Annotated in this window: 19 protein-coding genes; 11 read left to right on the top strand and 8 right to left on the bottom strand. The window is 65.6% G+C overall.

The features are described 5' to 3' along the window. The first annotated feature begins 574 nt into the window (after positions 1-574). Positions 575-1,807 (top strand): acetyl-CoA C-acetyltransferase, encoded by a 1,233-nt coding sequence (locus ACVJ19_RS38540; RefSeq protein ID WP_453954244.1) that lies wholly within the window; start codon positions 575-577, stop codon positions 1,805-1,807. Between the two features lie 332 nt (positions 1,808-2,139). Continuing rightward, positions 2,140-2,442, top strand: coding sequence for an HU family DNA-binding protein (locus ACVJ19_RS38535; RefSeq protein WP_008139488.1), 303 nt, complete (start codon positions 2,140-2,142; stop codon positions 2,440-2,442). A gap of 72 nt (positions 2,443-2,514) precedes the next feature. Here ACVJ19_RS38535 and ACVJ19_RS38530 read toward each other — a convergent pair whose 3' ends face one another. From ACVJ19_RS38530 to ACVJ19_RS38515, 4 genes are all read right to left on the bottom strand, one after another. Beyond that, on the bottom strand, positions 2,515-2,670 hold the full coding sequence (locus ACVJ19_RS38530; RefSeq protein WP_453954243.1) for a hypothetical protein: 156 nt from the start codon (positions 2,668-2,670) through the stop codon (positions 2,515-2,517). Positions 2,671-2,674: 4 nt separating this feature from the next. Next, positions 2,675-5,077, bottom strand: a complete 2,403-nt coding sequence (gene lon, locus ACVJ19_RS38525; RefSeq protein ID WP_453954242.1) for an endopeptidase La — start codon at positions 5,075-5,077, stop codon at positions 2,675-2,677. Between the two features lie 8 nt (positions 5,078-5,085). Next, positions 5,086-5,469 carry an Hsp20/alpha crystallin family protein gene (locus ACVJ19_RS38520; RefSeq protein ID WP_018647936.1) on the bottom strand — a complete coding sequence of 128 codons (384 nt, stop codon included), beginning with the start codon at positions 5,467-5,469 and terminating at the stop codon, positions 5,086-5,088. A 153-nt stretch (positions 5,470-5,622) separates the two neighbouring features. Further along, the gene (locus ACVJ19_RS38515) at positions 5,623-6,189 is read right to left on the bottom strand and encodes a YciE/YciF ferroxidase family protein (protein ID WP_453954241.1); all 567 of its coding nucleotides are present in this window, start codon (positions 6,187-6,189) and stop codon (positions 5,623-5,625) included. A 144-nt stretch (positions 6,190-6,333) separates the two neighbouring features. Between ACVJ19_RS38515 and ACVJ19_RS38510 the strand changes: the two genes are divergently transcribed. The 3 genes from ACVJ19_RS38510 (at position 6,334) to ACVJ19_RS38500 (ending at position 9,564) form a co-directional block, all read left to right on the top strand. Then, positions 6,334-6,960, top strand: a complete 627-nt coding sequence (locus ACVJ19_RS38510; protein WP_453955291.1) for a MarC family protein — start codon at positions 6,334-6,336, stop codon at positions 6,958-6,960. Positions 6,961-7,110: 150 nt separating this feature from the next. Next, positions 7,111-7,764 (top strand): L-fuculose-phosphate aldolase, encoded by a 654-nt coding sequence (locus ACVJ19_RS38505; protein WP_453954240.1) that lies wholly within the window; start codon positions 7,111-7,113, stop codon positions 7,762-7,764. Positions 7,765-7,776: 12 nt separating this feature from the next. Then, positions 7,777-9,564, top strand: a complete 1,788-nt coding sequence (locus ACVJ19_RS38500; protein WP_453954239.1) for a chloride channel protein — start codon at positions 7,777-7,779, stop codon at positions 9,562-9,564. A gap of 36 nt (positions 9,565-9,600) precedes the next feature. Here ACVJ19_RS38500 and ACVJ19_RS38495 read toward each other — a convergent pair whose 3' ends face one another. Continuing rightward, complete coding sequence (locus ACVJ19_RS38495) at positions 9,601-9,858, bottom strand: DUF2798 domain-containing protein (protein ID WP_211409926.1); 258 nt, start codon at positions 9,856-9,858, stop codon at positions 9,601-9,603. 291 nt (positions 9,859-10,149) lie between these two features. Here ACVJ19_RS38495 and ACVJ19_RS38490 point away from each other — a divergent pair, with 291 nt between their 5' ends. Next, complete coding sequence (locus ACVJ19_RS38490; protein WP_453954238.1) at positions 10,150-10,578, top strand: hypothetical protein; 429 nt, start codon at positions 10,150-10,152, stop codon at positions 10,576-10,578. A 952-nt stretch (positions 10,579-11,530) separates the two neighbouring features. On the opposite strand, the gene ACVJ19_RS38485 is transcribed toward ACVJ19_RS38490, so the two are convergent. Beyond that, positions 11,531-11,749, bottom strand: coding sequence for a hypothetical protein (locus ACVJ19_RS38485; RefSeq protein WP_453954237.1), 219 nt, complete (start codon positions 11,747-11,749; stop codon positions 11,531-11,533). Between the two features lie 221 nt (positions 11,750-11,970). Here ACVJ19_RS38485 and ACVJ19_RS38480 point away from each other — a divergent pair, with 221 nt between their 5' ends. The 4 genes from ACVJ19_RS38480 to uraD all read left to right on the top strand — a co-directional run bounded on the left by ACVJ19_RS38480 (position 11,971) and on the right by uraD (position 14,587). After that, entirely contained in the window at positions 11,971-12,252 is a 282-nt protein-coding gene (locus tag ACVJ19_RS38480) for a hypothetical protein (protein ID WP_260371786.1), read from the top strand. Positions 12,253-12,342: 90 nt separating this feature from the next. Further along, a complete protein-coding gene (locus ACVJ19_RS38475) occupies positions 12,343-12,756 on the top strand; it encodes a DUF3830 family protein (RefSeq protein WP_453954236.1) in 414 nt (137 codons plus the stop codon). Continuing rightward, positions 12,757-13,692, top strand: coding sequence for an allantoinase PuuE (gene puuE / locus ACVJ19_RS38470; protein ID WP_453954235.1), 936 nt, complete (start codon positions 12,757-12,759; stop codon positions 13,690-13,692). Between the two features lie 7 nt (positions 13,693-13,699). Further along, a complete protein-coding gene (gene uraD, locus ACVJ19_RS38465; RefSeq protein ID WP_453954234.1) occupies positions 13,700-14,587 on the top strand; it encodes a 2-oxo-4-hydroxy-4-carboxy-5-ureidoimidazoline decarboxylase in 888 nt (295 codons plus the stop codon). Here the strand turns inward: uraD and ACVJ19_RS38460 are convergent. Together ACVJ19_RS38460 and ACVJ19_RS38455 are read right to left on the bottom strand one after the other, a co-directional pair. Further along, on the bottom strand, positions 14,584-17,310 hold the full coding sequence (locus ACVJ19_RS38460) for a molybdopterin-dependent oxidoreductase (RefSeq protein WP_453954233.1): 2,727 nt from the start codon (positions 17,308-17,310) through the stop codon (positions 14,584-14,586). The two genes, uraD and ACVJ19_RS38460, sit on opposite strands and share 4 nt — an antisense overlap. After that, positions 17,307-18,134, bottom strand: a complete 828-nt coding sequence (locus tag ACVJ19_RS38455) for an FAD binding domain-containing protein (RefSeq protein ID WP_453954232.1) — start codon at positions 18,132-18,134, stop codon at positions 17,307-17,309. Before ACVJ19_RS38455 ends, ACVJ19_RS38460 begins: the two co-directional genes overlap by 4 nt. Before the next feature lie 154 nt (positions 18,135-18,288). Between ACVJ19_RS38455 and ACVJ19_RS38450 the strand changes: the two genes are divergently transcribed. Beyond that, entirely contained in the window at positions 18,289-19,638 is a 1,350-nt protein-coding gene (locus ACVJ19_RS38450; protein ID WP_453954231.1) for an 8-oxoguanine deaminase, read from the top strand. The last annotated feature ends 26 nt before the right edge of the window (positions 19,639-19,664 follow it).

The following is a 19,664-nucleotide window of genomic DNA, read 5'->3' as shown; positions in this document are numbered from 1 at the left end:
TTTTTGCGAAGGCGGATACGGGGAGAGGGCAGGGGTGAGGGCTCTCTCCGCGGGGCCATCTGTTACCGTCCTTGCTGAAGCTCTCGTAGGATAACGCAAGTCTGACGCGGCTTAACGTCTTTGCAGGTTCCTTGATCTCATCTGCGATTTGCTCAACCGTGGTGTCGTGCGTCCGCGGATCTTCTAGCCTTAGCCAAAGCGCTATCTCTTCGAGCAACGGCCGAATTTCAACGATTCGAATCGAGCCAAGAACTCCAAGGGCGTGCTCAAGATCTGCCCGCGCTCTCGATAGCGCGGCGCGAGCCTGGCTCGTGCTGGCAAAGCGCAGCTCACGCGGGTTGATAGGAATGCCTTGGAATGGCAATCGCTTAAAATCTTGTGGAAGCGCGGAGGATTCGCTTGGGGGGCAGGACAAGCCCGGCCACGACGTCGTGGAAGCTTCCGTGTCAGTCGCTCAGGTCGGCGGATTTTACGCACAGCGGAAAATCCGCCGTGGGGGTAGATGCTCCACATTGACACCCTTCTCCCCCTTATTCAAAACGTCCTCAACACTCATAACAAGAGGACAACGCCCATGACCGACGCGCTGATCATCGATGCCTGCCGTACCCCGCGGGGCGTCGGCAAGGCCGGCAAGGGAGCATTGTCGGGCATTCATCCGCAGCAGCTGGGTGCAACCGTGCTGCGTGCGCTCGCCGATCGCACCGGCATCAATACCGCCGACGTCGACGACATCGTCTGGGGCTGCAGCGCACAGGTCGCGACGCAAAGCGGCGATCTCGGCCGCATGTCGGCGCTCGATGCCGGCTATGACGTGCGCGCCAGCGCGGTGACGCTGGATCGCTTTTGTGGAAGCGGCATCACCAGCGTCAACATGGCGGCATCCTCGATCATGGCGGGCGCCGAAGACCTCGTCATCGCCGGCGGCTGCGAGATGATGTCGATGGAGGGCCGCCGCGGCGGCGGTCCGATGATGATGGATTCCGGCAATCTGCGCCTGCGGGCACGGCATCCCCAGTCGCATCAGGGCGTCTGTGCGGACGCGATCGCGACCATGGAAGGCATCACGCGCCATGACGTCGACGCACTCGGTCTCGAAAGCCAGAAACGCGCCGCGCATGCGATGGCGAACGGCCATTTCAAGAAGAGCCTCGTGCCCGTGCATCGCGAGGACGGCAGCCTCGCGCTCGACCAGGAAGAATATCCGCGGCCGCAGACCACGATGGAGGGCCTCAGCAGCCTGAAGCCGGCGTTCCCTGCCATCGCCGACTATGCGCTCGACGACAAGGGCACGACCTATCGCGGCCTGATCCTGCAGAAATATCCGGACCTGAAGATCGACTTCGTGCATCACGCCGGCAACTCGTCCGGCGTCGTCGACGGCGCCGCCGCGATCCTGCTGGCCTCGCCCGCCTATGCCAAGGCGCATGGCCTCAAAGTCCGCGCCCGTGTCGTGGCGATGGCGAACATGGGAGACTCGCCGACCTTGATGCTGAACGCGCCGGTGCCGGCGACGCGCAAGGTGCTGGCCAAGGCCGGCCTCTCCATCGACGATATCGATCTGTTCGAGATCAACGAGGCCTTTGCGGTGGTGGCGGAAAAATACATCCGCGACCTCAAGCTCGACCGCGCCAAGGTCAACGTCAATGGCGGCTCGATCGCGCTCGGGCATCCCATCGGCGCGACCGGCTCGATCCTGATCGGCACCGTGCTCGATGAGCTGGAGCGGCGCGACTTGAAGCGCGGTCTCGTCACCATGTGCGCCGCCGGCGGCATGGCGCCCGCCATCATCATCGAACGCGTCTAGCTGCCTTCTCTTCACCTCTCCCCGTAAAAACGGGGAGAAAAGCGGCTGCAGTGCGATCCGACCCTTATTTTTCAGGGTGAATCGCACGCGGTCGTCCGGTCGTCGCTTGTCGAAAGACGCGAATCAGCTTTAGCAAGGTTGCGTGCGGGCCTTTGAAACAAGGTAAAATTCGCTGCCCGAGGCTTCTTTCGCTCCGGAAGTAGCTAAAAAGCAGGGTTTTTTGCCACAGGGGGCCAAAAAAGCCCGTAAAATCTCGACAAAACTGTGCAGAAGGCTATAGGCCTTCGCCGCTTGGTCTAATATGCAACCGGCAACGAATCAGAGGAGACACGATGCCAGCCCAAATGTCCAAATCGCAGTTGATCGAAAAGATTGCGACCGCCACCGAGCTTTCCAAGCGCGATGTCAAGAGCGTCATGGAGACGCTGACGGACGTCGGCCACAAGGAGCTCAAGAAGAACGGCCTGTTCCTGGTGCCGGGCTTCGCCAAGTTCGTGGTCATCAAGAAGCCCGCGACCAAGGCGCGCAAGGGCACCAACCCGTTCACGGGTGAAGAGATGATGTTCAAGGCCAAGCCGGCCCGGAAGATCGTCCGCGCCCGCCCGGTCAAGGCTGCCAAGGACGCCGTGGCCTGATAACGCAAAGGCCCCCTCGGATAGGAGGGGGCCTTTTATTTGGGGCAGCCGCGAGGGCCTGAGACGGAGGGCTCAACCCTTGCGGCGCTTCACCCGGACCGGGACCGGCTGAAGCCGCGGCTCGGGGCCTGCAAGCGCATCGCGAACCCGGTCGATGGCGCGATCGAGCAGCTGGCGCAGCCGCTGCGTCTTGCGCGATCTCTTGGCTTTTTCCAGCAGTTTCTTCATCGCATCACTCCGCCGCTTCGACCTTCGCATCGACTTGGGCTTCCGCCGGCTCGAGCGCCACGGCGATAGCCTCGTCGACGCGCTCCAGCCAGATGAATTCCAGGTTGTCCCGCGCGCTCTGCGGGATGTCGTCGTAGTCCCGCTTGTTGCGCGCCGGCAGCATCACCCGCTTCAGGCCGGCGGCAGCCGCAGCCACCACCTTCTCCTTGATGCCGCCGACCGGCAGCACCAGGCCGCGCAGCGAGATCTCGCCGGTCATCGCGGTGTCGCTGCGCACCGTGCGATTGGTGAGCAGGGACGTCAGCGCCGTGAACATCGCAACGCCCGCGCTCGGTCCGTCCTTCGGGGTTGCGCCCGCCGGGACGTGAACGTGGATGTCGCTCTTCTCGAACAGCTGGGGATCGATGCCGAGCTGGGCGGCTCGGCTCTTCACCAACGTCAGCGCAGCCTGCACGCTCTCGCGCATGACCTCGCCGAGCTGGCCGGTCAGGATCATGCCGCCGCGGCCGGGCACGCGCGAGGCCTCGATGAACAGGATGTCGCCGCCGACCGGCGTCCAGGCAAGGCCGGTGGCCACGCCCGGAATGCTGGTGCGCTGCGCGATCTCGCCCTCGAAGCGCGGCTGGCCGAGCACGGTGGCGATGTCCTTCGGGCTCACCACGACCTTCGCAGCCGTGCCCTCGGCGACCTGCACCGCGGCATGCCGGAACACCTTTCCGATCTCGCGCTCGAGGTTACGCACGCCGGCTTCGCGGGTGTAGCCCTTGACGATCAGCTTCAAGGCCTCCGGCTCGATCTCGGCCTGCCCGGCCGAGAGGCCGTTGGCCTCCAGCTGCCGCCGCACCAGATAGCGCCGCGCGATCTCCAGCTTCTCGTCCTCGGTGTAGCCGGCGAGGCTGATCAGCTCCATGCGGTCCAGCAGCGGACCCGGGATCTGGTCCAGCATGTTGGCGGTCGCGATGAACACCACGCGCGACAGGTCGAAGGGCACGCCCAGGTAATTGTCCCGGAACGTCCCGTTCTGCTCGGGGTCGAGCACCTCCAGCATGGCAGCGGAGGGATCGCCCTGCACGCCACGGCCCATCTTGTCGATCTCGTCCAGCATCATGACGCAGTTGCGGGCGCCCGCCTTCTTGATGCCCTGGATGATATTGCCGGGCAGCGCGCCGATATAGGTGCGCCGGTGACCGCGGATCTCGGCCTCGTCATGCACGCCGCCGAGGCTGACGCGCACGAAGGGACGATCCATCGCGCGGGCGATGGACTGGCCGAGCGAGGTCTTGCCGACGCCGGGCGGGCCGACGAAGCACAGGATCGGCGCTTTGCCCTGCGGCGCCAGCTTGCGCACGGCCAGATATTCGATGATCCGGCTCTTGATCTTCTCGAGGCCAAAATGGTCGGCGTCCAGGATGCGCCGCGCCTCCTTGATGTCGATCGGCTTCTCCGCGGGCAGCGCCCAGGGCAGCTCGATCAGCCAGTCGAGATAGGTGCGGACCATGCCGGCTTCGCCGGCCGCCTCGGGCATGCGCTCGTAGCGGCGCAGCTCCTTCTTGGCGTGCGCCTCCGCTTCCGGCGGCATGTTGGCCTTGGCAATCGCAGCCGTCAGCTCGGTGACCTCGGCCGCCTTGCCGTCGCCTTCGCCGAGCTGGCGCTGGATGGTCGCCATCTGCTCGCGCAGGATCGCCTCGCGCTGCCGCTCGTCGAACGTGGCGCGGGTCTTCTGGCCGATTTCGTTGCTGATGCGCAGCACTTCCAGCCGCTCGGCCAGGTGCTTCGACACCTTCTCGACGCGCAAGGCGAGATCGATGGTCTCCAGCACCTCCTGCTTGTCCTGCGGCTTGATGTCCATGAACGAGGTCGCCAGGTCCGCCAGCGCGCCGGGCGCGCTGGTACTCTGGAACATCGCGACCAGCTCGGGCGGCGCCTGCGGCAGCAGTTCGATCGCCTCGATGGCCTGGCGCTGCAGGTTCAGCGCGCGCGCCTCGATCTCGGGCGAGCTCGTGGTCGGCTCCGGAATCTGCTGGACGCGCGCGGCCGGGAACGGCGTCCCCGGCAGGAAGTCGAGGATGCGCGCGCGCTGCACGCCCTGGCAGACGATGTGATGGGTGCCGTCGGGCGCGGTGATGTAGCGCACGATGTTGGCGATGGTCGCGACCCGGTAGAGATCGTCCGGCCCGGGCTCCTCGATCTCGGGGCTGCGCTGCAGGACGATGCCGACCGGGCGCTGCTCGCGCAGCGCCTGCTGTGCGGCGGCGATGGACTTCGCCCGGCCGATCGCGATCGGCGCGATGGCGCCGGGGAACAGCACCATCTCGCGCACGGGGATGATGATCAGCGCGTCCTCGGGGATCTTCACGTCGGGCTCGGTGGAATTGGTCTGTGCGTTATTCATCTGTTCGGTGGCCATGATCGACCTCAGGATTTGGCGAGGCGTAGTGCGACGCAGCCGTCCATCACGAAGCGGCTGATGGCGTAGCGGCCAAGGGGCAGCGCGATGCGCCGCTCGAAGCGGCCCTGCGGCAGCTCGAGGCGGTGGATGCGGGCGTTGCGAAGCTCCGGCGGAAGCGTGCGCTGGCCGGAGATCACGAGCACGCCGTCATGGATGACAGTCTCGACATTGTCCGGATTGACGCCGGGAAGCGCGACCAGGATCAAAAGCTCATGCTCGGTCTCGAGCACGTCGATCGGCGGCTCCCAGCAGGCTTCCTGCCGGCCGAACTGGTGCCGCAGCCGTTCGGCGCGGGTCAGCGAGTCCAGGGCTTCGGACAGCATCCAGTCGAGGGGATTTTTGGGTTGCATGATGCGGACTCGGGGGCTGGGAAAGCCCCCATATGGGGCTGGTTCCCGGGAAATCCAGTGCAGTGGCGCTGACGTGCCATGCGCCATCGTGCGATCCAACAAGCGAACGCCGCGGCTCGGCCGCGGCGTTCTGTCGTGCAGTGCGGCGCGGCATCAGGCGGCGGCGCGATACTCGCCTTCCGCTTCGAGGTTGATGACCGAGGTGGCGAGCTCCGTCAGCGCGTGATCGGTCGCCTCTTCCTCGTCCAGTGTCTCCTGCAGAAGCCTTGCTGCGTCCTGCATGCCGAGCTCCTCGGCCCAGGTGCGCAACGTACCGTAGCGGGAGATCTCGTAATGCTCGACCGATTGCGCCGCTGCGAGCAGTCCGGCGTCGAGGGCGGGGGCTCCCTTGAACTCCTTCATGATCTCGGCGCCCTCGTCCGCGATGCCGTTGATGGCTTCGCAAGGCTTGCCGCGTGCGGGCTTGCCCAGCATCTTGAAGATCTGGTCGAGACGCTTGACCTGACCCTGGGTCTCGCGCAGATGCTTGTTGAAGGCAGCCGCGAGGTCCCTCGACTGCGCGGCCTTGGCCATCTTGGGCAGGGTCTTGATGATCTTGTTCTCGGCGAAATAGATGTCCTTCAGCGTTGCCAGGAACAGGTCGCTGAGCATCTTCGGCGCCTGACGCGGCCGGCGCGCCGCGGCCTTCTTGGTTGTGCGTTTCTTCGCTCGTTTAGCCATACGTCCTCCTCTTGAGGTGACACGGGAAGGCTCGCCTTCCTCAATCCTCAGGCGATCAAGAGTCGGGATGAGCAAATGTTCCTCGCGAAGGCGGCCGCGAGCCGCTATGGCTTCCTGCCGGAGCTACGCCAGAGACGCTTTGCAATGCTTGACTTCGCCCTGTCCGCCTTCGTGACGCTGTTGCTGGTGGTCGATCCGGTCGGCCTTGCGCCGGCTTTCCTGGCCGCGACCTCCGGCATGCCCGACAAGGTCAAGCGGACGATCGCGTTGCGGGCGCCGCTGATCGCCGCCTCGATCCTGGTGGTGATTGCGCTGGTCGGAAACTGGCTGCTGCGGCAGCTCGGGATCGGCATCCCCGCGTTCCAGATCGCCGGCGGGCTGCTGCTGTTCGGCGTCTCCTACCAGATGATCTTCGGCGACCGCCCGCATCGCGAGGCGCGCGAGGCCGACAAGGCGACCTCGGAGCATGCCTCCGACGTCGCGGTGTTCCCCCTGGCCATCCCGATGATGGCCGGCCCCGGCGCGATCGCGACCACGCTGCTGCTGTCGGGCGATGCCGGCTATGGCGCGCGGCTCGCGATCATCATCGCGATCGTGATCGCGGTGTGCCTGCTCTGCATGCTCTGCTTTCTCTCCGCGGGCCTGATCGCCCGCACCCTCGGGCGCACCGGAAATGCGGTGCTCTCGCGCGTGCTCGGCATGCTGCTCGCTGCCTATTCGGTGCAGTTCGTGATCAACGGCGTAACGGCCGTCCGCGCGAGCCTGGCGTAGGCCTGCGACAATCTGTTAATTTGTTGATTTTACGGTCTATTTCGAGAAGGAGCGGGCGCGCCGTCCGGATGGCCGACGGGCCGGTCGCTTTCGCTTGCGCTGCCATGTTGCTTTGACGTACTCCCCTTTCATCAGCACCAGGAAATCGGGATGTCGATGACAGCGGACGAGCTCGCCAAGAGACAGGCCATCATCGACGCCTGCCGCCGCATGAACGCGCTCGGCATCAACCAGGGCACATCAGGGAATATCAGTGTCCGGCATGCGGACGGGCTTCTGGTCACGCCGACCAGCGTGCCCTATGACAGCATGACGCCGGACCGGATCGTGTTCATGGCGATGGACGGCTCGCATGCGCGCCATCAAAAGCCGTCCAGCGAATGGCGCTTCCATCGCGACATCCTGAAGTCGCGGCCCGACGTCAACGCCGTCGTCCACGCCCATCCGGCCTATTGCACCATTCTGGCGATCATGGGCATGGAGATCCCGCCCGTGCACTACATGATCGCGGCTGCCGGCGGCGATAGCATCCGCTGCGCGCCCTATGCCACCTTCGGAACGGAGGAATTGTCCGAGCACGCGGTTCGGGCGCTGGAGGGCCGGCTCGCCTGTCTGCTCGACCATCACGGCATGATTGCGATCGGCAAGACGCTGGACAAGGCGATGTGGCTCGCCGTCGAGGTCGAGACGCTGGCGCGGCAATATCACGGCTGTCTTCAGATCGGACAACCGCCGCTGCTTTCCAGTGACGAGATCGAACGGGTCCGCCAGCGCATGGCCGGCTACGGCCTGTCGGAAGGGTAGGACGGGCAAAAGGTGTTCGTACGGATCAGGCATCTCGTCGATCGCAAGGGAACGAACCGCACCATGGTTCGGCTGCGCGCGCTCTTGCGCAGCAACGAGTTCTACCTGATCCCGCTGGCCCTCGTGATCGGCACGCTTGCCGGCGCCATCGTGACGCTGATGGCCGAGATCGCGCAGATCGCCCATGTGGTGATCTACGGCATTCCCGTCGACGTTCGCCTGTCGGCCAATGCACGCGTGAGCCCCTGGGCCGCGCTGCTCGCGCCTGCGCTCGGCGGACTGGCGCTCGGCATCATGGAATGGTCGCGGCGGAGGATGAAGATCTCCAACGCGGTCGACCCGATCGAGGCCAACGCGCTACGCGGCGGCAATCTCTCGATGCGCGACAGCGTGGTGGTGTCGAGCCAGACGCTGATCTCCAACGGCTGCGGTGCGTCGGTCGGCCTCGAGGCCGGTTATACCCAGATCGGCTCGGGCATCGCCTCGCTGCTCGGCAAATTCTTCAATCTGCGCCGCAACGACCTGCGCCTGATGGTCGGCTGCGGTGCGGCCGCCGCGATTGCGGCCGCGTTCGGCGCGCCGATCACCGGCGCCTTCTACGCGTGCGAATTGATCGTCGGCGTCTATTCGGTCGGCAGCGCCGCGCCGATCCTGGCGGCCTCGCTGGCGGGCGCGCTGACCGCGCAATGGCTCGGCGGCGCGCCATATTCGTTGGAGATACCCAAGGTCAGCGCCGTCGGCGTCGAGCAGTACCTGGCACTGATCGGGCTCGCGCTCATCACCAGCGGCGTCGGCATCGCCGTGATGCGTTCCTCGCCGATGTTCGAGCGCCTGTTCGCCTGGCTGCCGGTCTGGCTTCGTCCGGTGTTCGGCGGCCTCATCGTCGGCGGCTTTGCGATTGTCACGCCGCAGGTGCTGGCGGCCGGCCACGGCGCCATGGTGCTCGATCTGTTTCACGACATGACGATCGGCCTGATCGCGCTGATCATCGCCCTGAAGGTGACGGCGTGCCTGATCTCGCTGGCCTCGGGCTTCCGCGGCGGCCTGTTCTTCGCCTCGCTGTTCGTCGGCAGCCTGATCGGGAAGTTCTTCGCCGAGCTGTTGGAGCTGATCAGTCCGAACTTCGTGATCGATCCGCTGGTGGCGATGCTGACGGGCATGGCGACGCTGGGCGTTGCCATCGTCGGCGGCCCGCTCACCATGTCGTTCCTCGTGCTCGAGATGACCCGCAACGTCGACGTCACCGCCGTGGTGCTGGCCGGCTGCATCGTCACCTCGATCTGCGTGCGCTTCATGTTCGGCCACTCCTTCTCGACCTGGCGCCTGCATCTGCGCGGCGAGACCATCCGCAGCGCCAACGACGTCGGCTGGCTGCGCAACCTCACCGTCGAACGGCTGATGCGCTCGGACGTCGGCAAGGTGCCGTCGACCACGACGATCGCGGCTGTGCGCCGTGAATTCGCGCTGGGGTCGCGGCCCGGTATAGTCATCGTCAACAACGCGGACGAATATGTCGGCCTCGTCCTGCTGCCCGACCTGTACTCCAGCGATCTCGACGCCATCGCAGACGACATCCAGGTGATCGAGCTCGCCCGCCTGATCGACATTGTGCTGATCCCGGAAATGAACGTGAAGTCGGCGATGGCGGTGTTCGACGAGGCGGAGGCGGAGATGCTGGCGGTGGTCGATTCCACCGACAGCCGCAAGGTGGTCGGCTTTCTCACCGAGAACTTTGCCCGCCGCCGCTATGTCGAGGAGATCGACAAGGCGACGCGCGGCGTGCTGGGGGCGTTGTCGTAAGACGGGACGGCGTGCATGCGCCGCCGTCCGAGCCTTCTATCGGCCTGGTTGAGACGGGGACGCAACGAGGCAGGCCACGATCCGGCGGACCAGCGGCAGCACCACGAGCAGCGTTGGGAAGGCGACGAGCCATGACAGCCCCCAGGCACCGGGCCAGGTAGCCAGGAACGCCGGCGTTGCGCCGAGGCTCCGGAGCGTCGAAATAACCGACACTACGGCCGTCATGAGGATGGACAGCACGAATGGCATCACGATCGGCGCATAGCGCGCCGGCAGTTTGCGAACCGCAATCATCTGATTTCTCTTGAAGAAAAGGACGCGTCAGTCACGTTGAACCCCGGAAATTGGCATCGATCCCGACGGCGTCGGTTGATGCGTTGGTTCACGTGAACGCTTACGGCGACCGAAAAACGGCGCGGCTGTTCATTATCCGCTCAGGTTGAGTGGTGCAAGCTGGATCGGATCGTTCGGTTTACAATCGTTCAAAGAGTGGCAGATTGCCGCGATCCTGAAACCAATTCAGTGGTTTGCGCATTATATATGGTTTGCACGCGTTATATCGGGCGAGAACATAGGAAGGTCAAAATGAGTGCAGGACGCATGATTTCCGCAGCCGCCGGCAAGACGGTGCTGGCTGCGTTCGCAACCCTCGCCCTGGCCGCGGCGTCCGTGTCGCCGTCGGCTGCCGCTTCGACCACGCCGGCGCCGAAGGCCGCCGTTGCCGGACAGGCCGCCTCCGACGCCACCGATTTCAGCGCCGCCAAGCGCCGCTACTATCGTCGCGGATCGAACGCTGCCGCCCTTGCCGTCATGGGCGCGGCGGCCGGCGTCATCGGCGGTGCGATCGCCGAGAGCCGCCGGCGCGACTATTACGAGGACCGCTACTACTACGATCGCGGCCCGACCTACGCGCCCGGCCCGTACTATGCCCCACGCGCATATTATGGTGGCGCGGGTCCGCACTACCGGCGGCCCTATGCTGACGACGTTCCTTGGGGTGTTCCGCGCTATTGATATCGGAAGAAGGTTCGTAGGGTGGGTTAGCGTAGCGTAACCCACCATCGAGCTATGGCGGACAAGTCGCTCATCCGGCTACGGGCCGGGCTGTGTCGCCCGGCTGTCAATCCGCCGCGCTGAAAATATTCCGCTTTACCGAAATTCGGATTTATCGTATGTGTCGCCCATCCTGGCTCATCCTTGAGGGGCGATCATGAGGTCGTCATTGTCGCGAGCCGGGCTTGCGGTGGACGCGGCAGCGTCGGACGCGAGGTTAAGGGCAGGGCGGATTGCTCTCCGTGAGCCCGAGGCTTCGTGCGGACGAACGGCGCTGTCAGGTTCGTCTCGTCTGTAAGTTTCCGGCTCCGTCGACAGGGCAGGAAAAACTGCGGCGAAATGGCGGGCCGCGCGTACGGCAAAACCGTGTGGTCCTGGCCGTCGTTGCTACGGTCAAGCCTTTGCGGAGGCGGCAGTCGCGTCAACCGGCGCGGTGCCGGTGAATTTCGCGAAGGTGAGGGAGGCCAGAACGAACTCGGCTCCCGGGAGAGCACGGCATAAGCCGTCCGACCATCGCGCAGGGAAGGCCGTGTGTTGGGCTTCACCTGTATGCTGCTGTGCGGTTCTTTTTGCGCTACCTGCGCACAGCGGACCGCGGGTGCCGCCGGCACCCGGCCTTCCCTGCGCCCTCTTGGCTAAAGAGGGTGGAGCGACGAAGCAGAACTCGGGCGGAATGCGCGGCGAGGACGCGGAGGCGTGCCCTCTGTTTGAGAATCTCAAAATCGATGATGCAGGCTCAAATTTATGACCGTCACCCTGAGGTGCGCGCTCTGCTGCGCGCAGCGCTGCAGAGCAAGCCTCGAAGGGCGACGGCCCGGCTGCATCTCGGCCGTACATCCTTCGAGGCTCTCAATGGGACGCGCTGCGTCCCATTGCTCGCGCCTCAGGATGAAGGAGATAAGGTCGTCTACTTCTACCGTCCCGCCGGCGCCGACATCGCGCCGTTGGCATAGCGCGACCAGTCGGGCACGGTCGGCTGCGACGGCCACATGGCGGCGTTGGAGTCGCGGACCGATTGAGTGATGGGAGCAGGGTGCGCCTTGCGGGCGTGACGACGGTCGCTTGCGGCGGCGGTCTGGACGGTGGCGGCGGCGATCAGCACGGCGCCAAGAATGGCAAACGTCTTTCGCATGGTTGTTTCTCCCGTGACGACGCTCCGGCTATGAGAGGTGTTGTCGTCGTCACGGCTGACATGGCGATGTGGCTTGCCGAATATCAGCGGCGCCACCATCACGTTGGAGCGAGCAAATTTTTTGGTCCCGGCTAAATATTCGGCAGGCAGCCCGCGGCGCCGATGGACTTGCCCGCCGCAATCCGGTTCAATGGGATGAATTGGCTTTCCAGGCGACAACGATGTCGAAATATCTGCTGGTCCTTCTCCTGATCGCCGCGCCGGCTGCGGCGCAGATCAAGCCCACGCCGAAGAGTTCGGCGGCGCATCCGGACCCCTGCGCGCCGATCGGGCGGACCGCAGACGGCAAGCTGGTCTATTCCATGAAATGCGAGAATCTGCCGGCACCGCCCGCACCGCCGCCGCAGGCGGAACTGAAGGAGGCGCCGCCTGCGGCTGCCGCCGAGCCGGAGCCGGAGGTGCGGCGGAGCGGCATTTTCGGCTGGTCCTACGACCGCAGGTGATGCGACGCCGCCCCTTGCGCGAAGCCCGATGGAGTGCTTTTTGCTGAAAGTTCCCCGCGGGGCCTTCAGCCCCCGATCCAGAGAGATGAGATGAGCAAACTCGTTATCCGCGCCGGCGATTTCACCTTCGATGCCCGTTTCGAGGAGCAAGCGGCGCCCAAGACCGTCGCAGCGTTCCGCAAGGCTCTGCCGTTCGAAAGCCATATCATCCATGTGCGCTGGAGCGGCGAGGCGGTGTGGATGCCGCTCGGCGACCTCGATTTCGGCGTCGGCTACGAGAACCACACCAGCTATCCCGCGCCGGGCCAGATCATCCTCTATCCCGGCGGCATCAGCGAGACCGAGATCCTGCTGGCCTATGGCGGTGTAAGCTTCGCCAGCAAGATGGGTCAGCTCGCCGGCAATCACTTCATCACCGTGACCTCGGGGCTGGAGAATCTGGCGACTCTCGGCAAGAGCGTGCTGTGGAAGGGCGCGCTGCCGATCCGCTTCGAGGAAGTCTGAGTGACTGAGACCCGCTACCCGCGCGATCTCCGCGGCTACGGCCGCAACCCGCCGCATCCGCAGTGGCCGGGTGACGCGCGGGTCGCGGTGCAGTTCGTCGTCAATTTCGAGGAAGGCGGCGAGAACAACATCCTGCACGGCGACCGCGCCTCGGAAGCGTTCCTGTCTGATGTGCTCGGCGCGCAGCCCTGGCCGGGCCAGCGCCACGCCAACATCGAATCCATGTTCGAATATGGCTCGCGCGCCGGCTTCTGGCGGCTGTGGCGGATGTTCACCGAGCGCAAATGGCCGGCCACCGTGTTCGGTGTCGCCACTGCGCTCAAGCGCAATCCGGAAATCGTAGCTGCCATGAAGGAGGCGGGCTGGGATATCGCCAGCCACAGCCTGAAATGGATCGAGCACAAGGACATGACGGAGGCGCAGGAGCGCGCCGAGATCGCCGAGTCCATTCGTGTCCATACCGAGGCGACCGGGGCGCGGCCGCTCGGCTGGTACACCGGGCGCTCCTCGATCAACACCAACCGGCTGTTGATGGAGGAGGGCGGCTTCCTCTATCTCTGCGACTCCTACGCCGACGACCTGCCTTATTGGGTCAAAGGCGCCAACGGCAAGCAGCTCATCATTCCCTATACGTTAGATGCCAACGACATGCGGTTCATCAACCCGCAGGGCTTTGCCGAAGGCGAGCAGTTCTTCACCTATCTGAAGGACGCCTTCGACGTGCTCTATGCCGAGGGTGAGACCGCGCCGAAGATGATGTCGGTGGGGCTGCACTGCCGTCTTGCCGGGCGGCCCGGCCGCGCCGCGGGGCTGATCCGCTTCCTGGATTATATTGGCAAACACGATCGCGTCTGGGTGCCGACCCGGCTCCAGATCGCGCAGCATTGGCACGACAAGCACGCGCATCTTGCCGCCGACGCGTTCGAGATCGGATGAAGCTGTGATGTCGCAAATTTCGCTCGCCGATCTCAATGCCGCAAGCAAGGCCGATTTCGTCGCCGCGCTCGGCAACGTCGTCGAATATTCGCCGTGGATCGCGGAGAAGCTTGCCGAGCAGCGGCCATTCACCGGCATCAACCTGTTGCACGCGGCGCTGATGGCGGCGATCCAGGCTGCGGAGCCCGATGTGCAGCTCGCGCTGATCCGGGCGCATCCCGATCTCGCCAACAAGACCCAGCGCGCTGCAGGCCTGACGGCGGAATCGACCGACGAGCAGAACAGCGCCGGCCTCGACCGGCTGTCGGATGCCGAATACACCGCTTTCGAGCGCGTCAACAACGCCTATCGTGACAAGTTCGGCTTCCCCTATATCGTCTGCGTGCGCCGTCACACCAAGGATTCCGTGCTGCGCGACTTCGAGACGCGGCTGCTCAACATCGCCAAGACCGAGACGCGCCGCGCGATCGAGGAGATCGGCCGCATCTCGGCGTTGCGGCTCGATCAGCTCGTCGTCGCCGACGACAAGCTGAAGGTGCACGGCCGGTTCTCGACGCATGTGCTGGACAACCACGCCGGCAAGCCCGCGCCCGGCATCCCGGTGGAGCTCGTCGAGCTCTCCGCGCTCGGCGAAAACCGCATCATCGCGCGCACCGTCACCAATGCGGACGGGCGCACTGACCAGCCGTTGATCGGCGGCCGTCCGCTGCCGATCGGCCGCTATGAGCTCCGCTTCAGCGTCGCCAAATATTACGCCGAGCGCAACGTGCCGCTGTCGGACCCGCCGTTCCTCGACGAGATCCCACTGCGCTTCGCGATCAGCGAGCCGGAAAATCACTATCACGTTCCGCTGCTGGTCACGCCCTGGAGCTACGCGACCTATCGCGGCAGCTAGCTGCCGAACTTCTCGTGCAGCGCCGGAAACAGTCGGTCCGGCTTGAAAGGCGGCGCAGTGAAGCGAATGCCGGTGGCGTCCGCGATCGCATTGCCGAGGGCTGCTGCGACCGGATTGTACGGGCTCTCGCTCATCGACTTGGCGCCAAGCGGCCCGATCGTGTCCGACGTCTCCGCGAACAACACTTCGGTGCGCGGCACGTCGGCGAAGGAGGGCAGGTGGTAGTCGCGGAACTTCGGGTTGGTGACGCGGCCGGTCGCGTCGATCACCATCTCCTCGTAGAGCGCAGCTCCGAGCGCCTGCGCCACGCCGCCCTCGACCTGGCCGCGGCACTGCATGGGATTGGCGACGATTCCGGCGTCTGCGGCCTGCACGCTCCTGAGAATCCTGAGCTCGCCGGTGCCCTTGTTCACGGCGACGCGAAAGCCCTGCACGTTGAAGCCGACCGAGCGCGGCGTGCCACCGGAATTACCGCTGCTTGCGAGCGGTTGGCCGCGCTCACGGCCGAGCTTGGCCAATTCAACAAAGGACATCCGCCGCACGCCGCTGACGACCGCCTCGCCCTCGAGCGCGCAGGCTGCGACATCGCACAGCCAGGCGTCCGCGGCCGCCGCCTTCAGCTCGGTTGCAAGCTGCGAGGCGGCTGCCTGCGTCGCCTTGCCGGCGACGAAGGTGCCGGCGCTGCCATAGGCGCCGGTGTCGTGGCCGCCATGGGCGGTGTCGGACTGGCGCAGGCGAATCCTGTCGACGGTGGTCGCCAGGATCGTCGCCGCGATCTGGCGATGGACGGTGCTGGTGCCGTTGCCGAACTCGGCGGTGCCGACGGTCAGGTCGAAGCTGCCGTCGTCGTTGAGCGCGATCATCGCATCCGCGATGTGGCCGGCCGGCGGCACCGTGTCGATCATGGTCAGCGCGACGCCGTCGCCGATCAGCCATTCCGGCGAGAGCTCCGGCTGCGGGCCATCCGCCTGCATCGCGCGCTCGACGAGGTCGAGGCACTGATCGAGACCATAGGAGCCGTAGAGCACGTCGTGAAATTCGGACGGCGGCGGCGACAGCATGGGGTCACCCAGCCTGACGATGTTGCGCCGGCGCATCTCGTAGGGACTGATGCCGAGCTGCTTGGCCAGCTCGTCGATCGCGGCCTCGATCGCGATCAGCGTCTGCGGCAGGCCATAGCCGCGAAACGCGCCCGATGGCACCGTGTTGGTGTAGACGGCGTAGCCGTCGACCCGCTTGTTCGGGCAATTGTAGACGGCGATGGACTCCGACAGGGAGTGGAACATCACGGGACCGGCGTGATTGCCGTAGGCGCCGGTATTGGAGAGCACGTCGAGCTGGAGCGCGGTGAGCTTGCCGTCGGCGTCCGCGCCGGCCTTGATATGGACCCGCATCGGATGCCGCGTCGAGGTCGCGATGAACTGCTCCTCGCGCGTGAGTTCCAGCTTCACCGGACGCCCGGTCTTCAGCGCGGCGAGCGCCAGGATGTCCTCCACAAACATCTCCTGCTTGCCGCCGAAGCCGCCGCCGACGCGCTCGCAGAACACGCGGACCTTGTCCATGGGAAGCTGGAAGATATCCGACAGCGCGCGCCGGGTCAGGAACGGCACCTGCGTCGAGGTGCGCACATTGAGCACGCCCGCTTCATCGAGCCAGGCGAGACCGCCATGGGTCTCCAGCGCCGCATGTTGCACGCGATGGCTGTGGAAGGTGGCTTCAAAGGTGACGGCAGATGTGGCAAGCGCCGACGCGACATCGCCGAACTCGCCATGCGTCTCCGCCGCGAGGTTACGCTGGGGATCGGCGATGCGGTTCGCGGTGGTGCGGTCAGGATGAAGGACGGGCGCGCCCGGTGCCATCGCCTGCTCGGGATCGATCAGCGCCGGCAGAATCTCGTACTCGACCTTGATCCGCCGGCAGGCCTCCTCGGCGGCGGCTTCGCTCTCGGCCACGACCGCGGCAACCCTCTGACCGATGAAGCGGACGACCTCGTCGAGGACGCGGGTATCCTCGGGGTCCATCCAGTCCTTCTCGTGCCGGGCAGTCGAGATCAGGAGTGACGGCGCATCCCCATGCGTCAGCACGGCGTGCACGCCCGGAACGCGAAGGGCTTCCGACGTGTCGATCGCGACGATCCTGGCGTGGGCGTAGGGCGAGCGGAGCAGCTTGATATGCAGCAGGCCGTCGATTGCGGTATCGAACGTGTAACGCGCCGTGCCGCGGACGACGTCGGGACCTGCGGGGGCCGGCAGGCTGCGGCCGAAGGCGGCGCCGGCTTCCACGCTCTCGTCGATATTGGTCTTGCCGAGCAGCGCGTCCTCGATCGCGCGATAGCCGGTGCAGCGACAGATATTGCCCTTCAGCGCCGCGCCGAGATCGGTGCGCTGGGCCTGGTTCAGCGAGGCGCAGGTCAGGATCATGCCGGCGGTGCAGAAGCCGCATTGAAAGCCTTGGGCGTCGAGGAAGGCCTGCTGCATCGGATGCGCGCCGTGGTCGCCGCCGAGGCCTTCGATCGTGGTCACGGTGCGGCCCTCGGCGCGGAAGGCCGGGATCAGGCAGCTGTGCACCGGCTCGCCGTCGAGCAGCACGGTGCAGGCGCCGCAATCGCCGGCATCGCAGCCCTTCTTCACGCCGAAATGGCCGAGCTCGCGAAGGAACGTGCGAAGGCACTGACCGGCGCGCGGCTGTTGCGCAAACGTCGTTCCATTGACCTCGAAGCTCATGACGGCGTCGCCCCCAAAAGTTCGCCGCGAATCTCCTCGGCGAGCCGTAGCGTCATGTGCTTGCGCCAGAGCGGCTTGCCGTGGATGTCGGTGTGGTAGAGGTCGTCGGTGATCTGCTGCGTGATCGCATCGCGAAGCGTGCTCGCATCGGGCAGCTTGGGAAACGACAGCTGGATCGGCCGCACCGTCGATGCGGTGACCGTCAGCGTGAGCGTGCCACCGGCATCGAAGCTGCCGATGAGGAGCGCCGCCGAGCGGCCGACCGGCGCCAGCGAGATCTGGCGAAACGCCGTGCGGCGCCTCAAGGCCGCAATCGGGATGTCGATCTGCCTGAGCAGGTCGCCTGGCGTCAGGCGGTTGCGCTGGTTGCCGGTGACGAAGTCGACGACCGGAATCTTCTGCTCGCCCCCACCGGCCTTCCAGATGGTGCAGACACCGTCGAGCGCGGCAGTGAGGGAGATCATCGGTCCGGCCGGCAGCGACATGCAGAGATTGCCGCCCACCGTCGCGGTCTTCCAGATCTTGAACGACGCGAGGAAGGCGCGGCAGCACTGCCCGATCAGCGGTGCTGCGAGCCAGTCGGGCGGGCAGGCGAGGCCATCGAGCTGCGCGACGGTGCATGTTGCGGCGATAGAGAGGTGGCTATCCGCGATCGTCAGCGCCGGCCATTTCAGATCGGTGAGATCGATGAGCCGCGTGAGGTACGCTTGTGGCTCCGAGAACAGCCAGGTGCCGCCTGCGAGCCAAGCATCGCCTGGCGTCCAAACGGGCAGTTGCGCGCGCGTTTGCGGATGGGCGACCTCTGTGATGGTATTCAAATCCATGGCTGCGCCAGAAAGCTTCCGCCCGGTGAATCGTGCGATAGAGTTTTGCAAGACCGGAGCCAAGTCGCAACAAGCAAAGTCGTAGTATGAACGTGTTCGGACTGGCGTCCGCCTTGCGGGCCTGTCGTCAGCCGATGTGAGGAGAAGCAACGCCATGAGCGACGCAAAGCCGATCTGGATCAGGGATCCGCTGGCCATCCTCGCCGACGGCGCCGAGCGCGGAGTTGTGATCAGGGATGGCCGGATCGTCGAGCTCGTGCCGGCCGGCGGCACGCCTGCAACCACGGATGTCGCGGTGTTCGACGCGGGCGAGCACGCCGTGCTGCCGGGCCTCATCAACACGCATCATCACTTCTACCAGACGCTGACGCGGGCGCTGCCCGCGGCAATGGACCGCGAGCTGTTTCCGTGGCTCCAGGCGCTCTATCCGGTGTGGGCGAAGCTGACGCCGGAGCGGCTGGAACTCGGCGTTACCGTGGCGATGTCCGAGCTGCTGCTGTCGGGCTGCACCACCACGACGGATCATCACTATGTCTTCCCGGCGGGGCTCGAGGAATCCGTCGACATCGAGGTCGGTGTTGCAAAGCGGCTCGGCATGCGCGTGCTGCTCACGCGCGGCTCGATGAACCTGTCGCAGCGCGACGGCGGGCTGCCGCCCGACAGCGTCGTGCAGGACGAGGACATCATCCTCGCCGACAGCGCGCGCGTGGTGGCCAAGCATCATCAGCGCGGCGCGGATGCGATGGTGCAGATCGCGCTGGCGCCGTGCTCGCCGTTCTCGGTGACGACGTCGCTGATGCGCGCCACCGCCGATCTCGCCGACAAGCTCGACGTGCGCCTGCACACCCATCTCGCCGAGACCGAGGACGAGAACAGATTCTGCCAAGAGATGTATGGTTGCCGCCCACTCGATTATCTCGAGCAGTGCGGCTGGCTCAATGCGCGGACCTGGCTCGCCCACGGAATCTTCTTCAATCCGGACGAGATGAGGCGGCTCGGCAAGGCCGGCACGACCGTCAGCCATTGCGCCTGCAGCAACCAGCTGCTGGCGTCCGGCTGCTGCCCGGTGTGCGAGATGGAGGAGGCCGGCGTCGGCATCGGCATCGGTGTCGACGGCTCGGCCTCGAACGACGGATCGAACCTGATGCAGGAGGTGCGCGCGGCCTTCCTGCTGCAACGGGCGCGTTACGGAGTGACGAAAGTCAGCCACAAGGATGCGCTGCGCTGGGCCACCAAGGGCTCGGCAGCCTGCGTCGGCCGTCCCGAGCTCGGCGAGATCGCGGTCGGCAAGGCGGCGGACCTGGCGCTATTCAAGCTCGACGAGCTGCGCTTCTCCGGCCATGGCGATCCCCTGGCCGCACTGGTGCTGTGCGGGGCGCATCGGGCCGACCGGGTCATGGTGGCAGGAAAATGGGCGGTGATCGACGGCGCGATCCCGGGCCTGGATGTCGCCGATCTCATCCGCCGCCACAGTTCGGCGGCGCGGGCCATGCAGGCGGGATAATCAGGCCGAAAATTGAAAGAGGGGGC

Source organism: Bradyrhizobium sp. USDA 376, from assembly GCF_054063675.1.
This window is presented reverse-complemented; position numbering and strand designations above follow the sequence as displayed.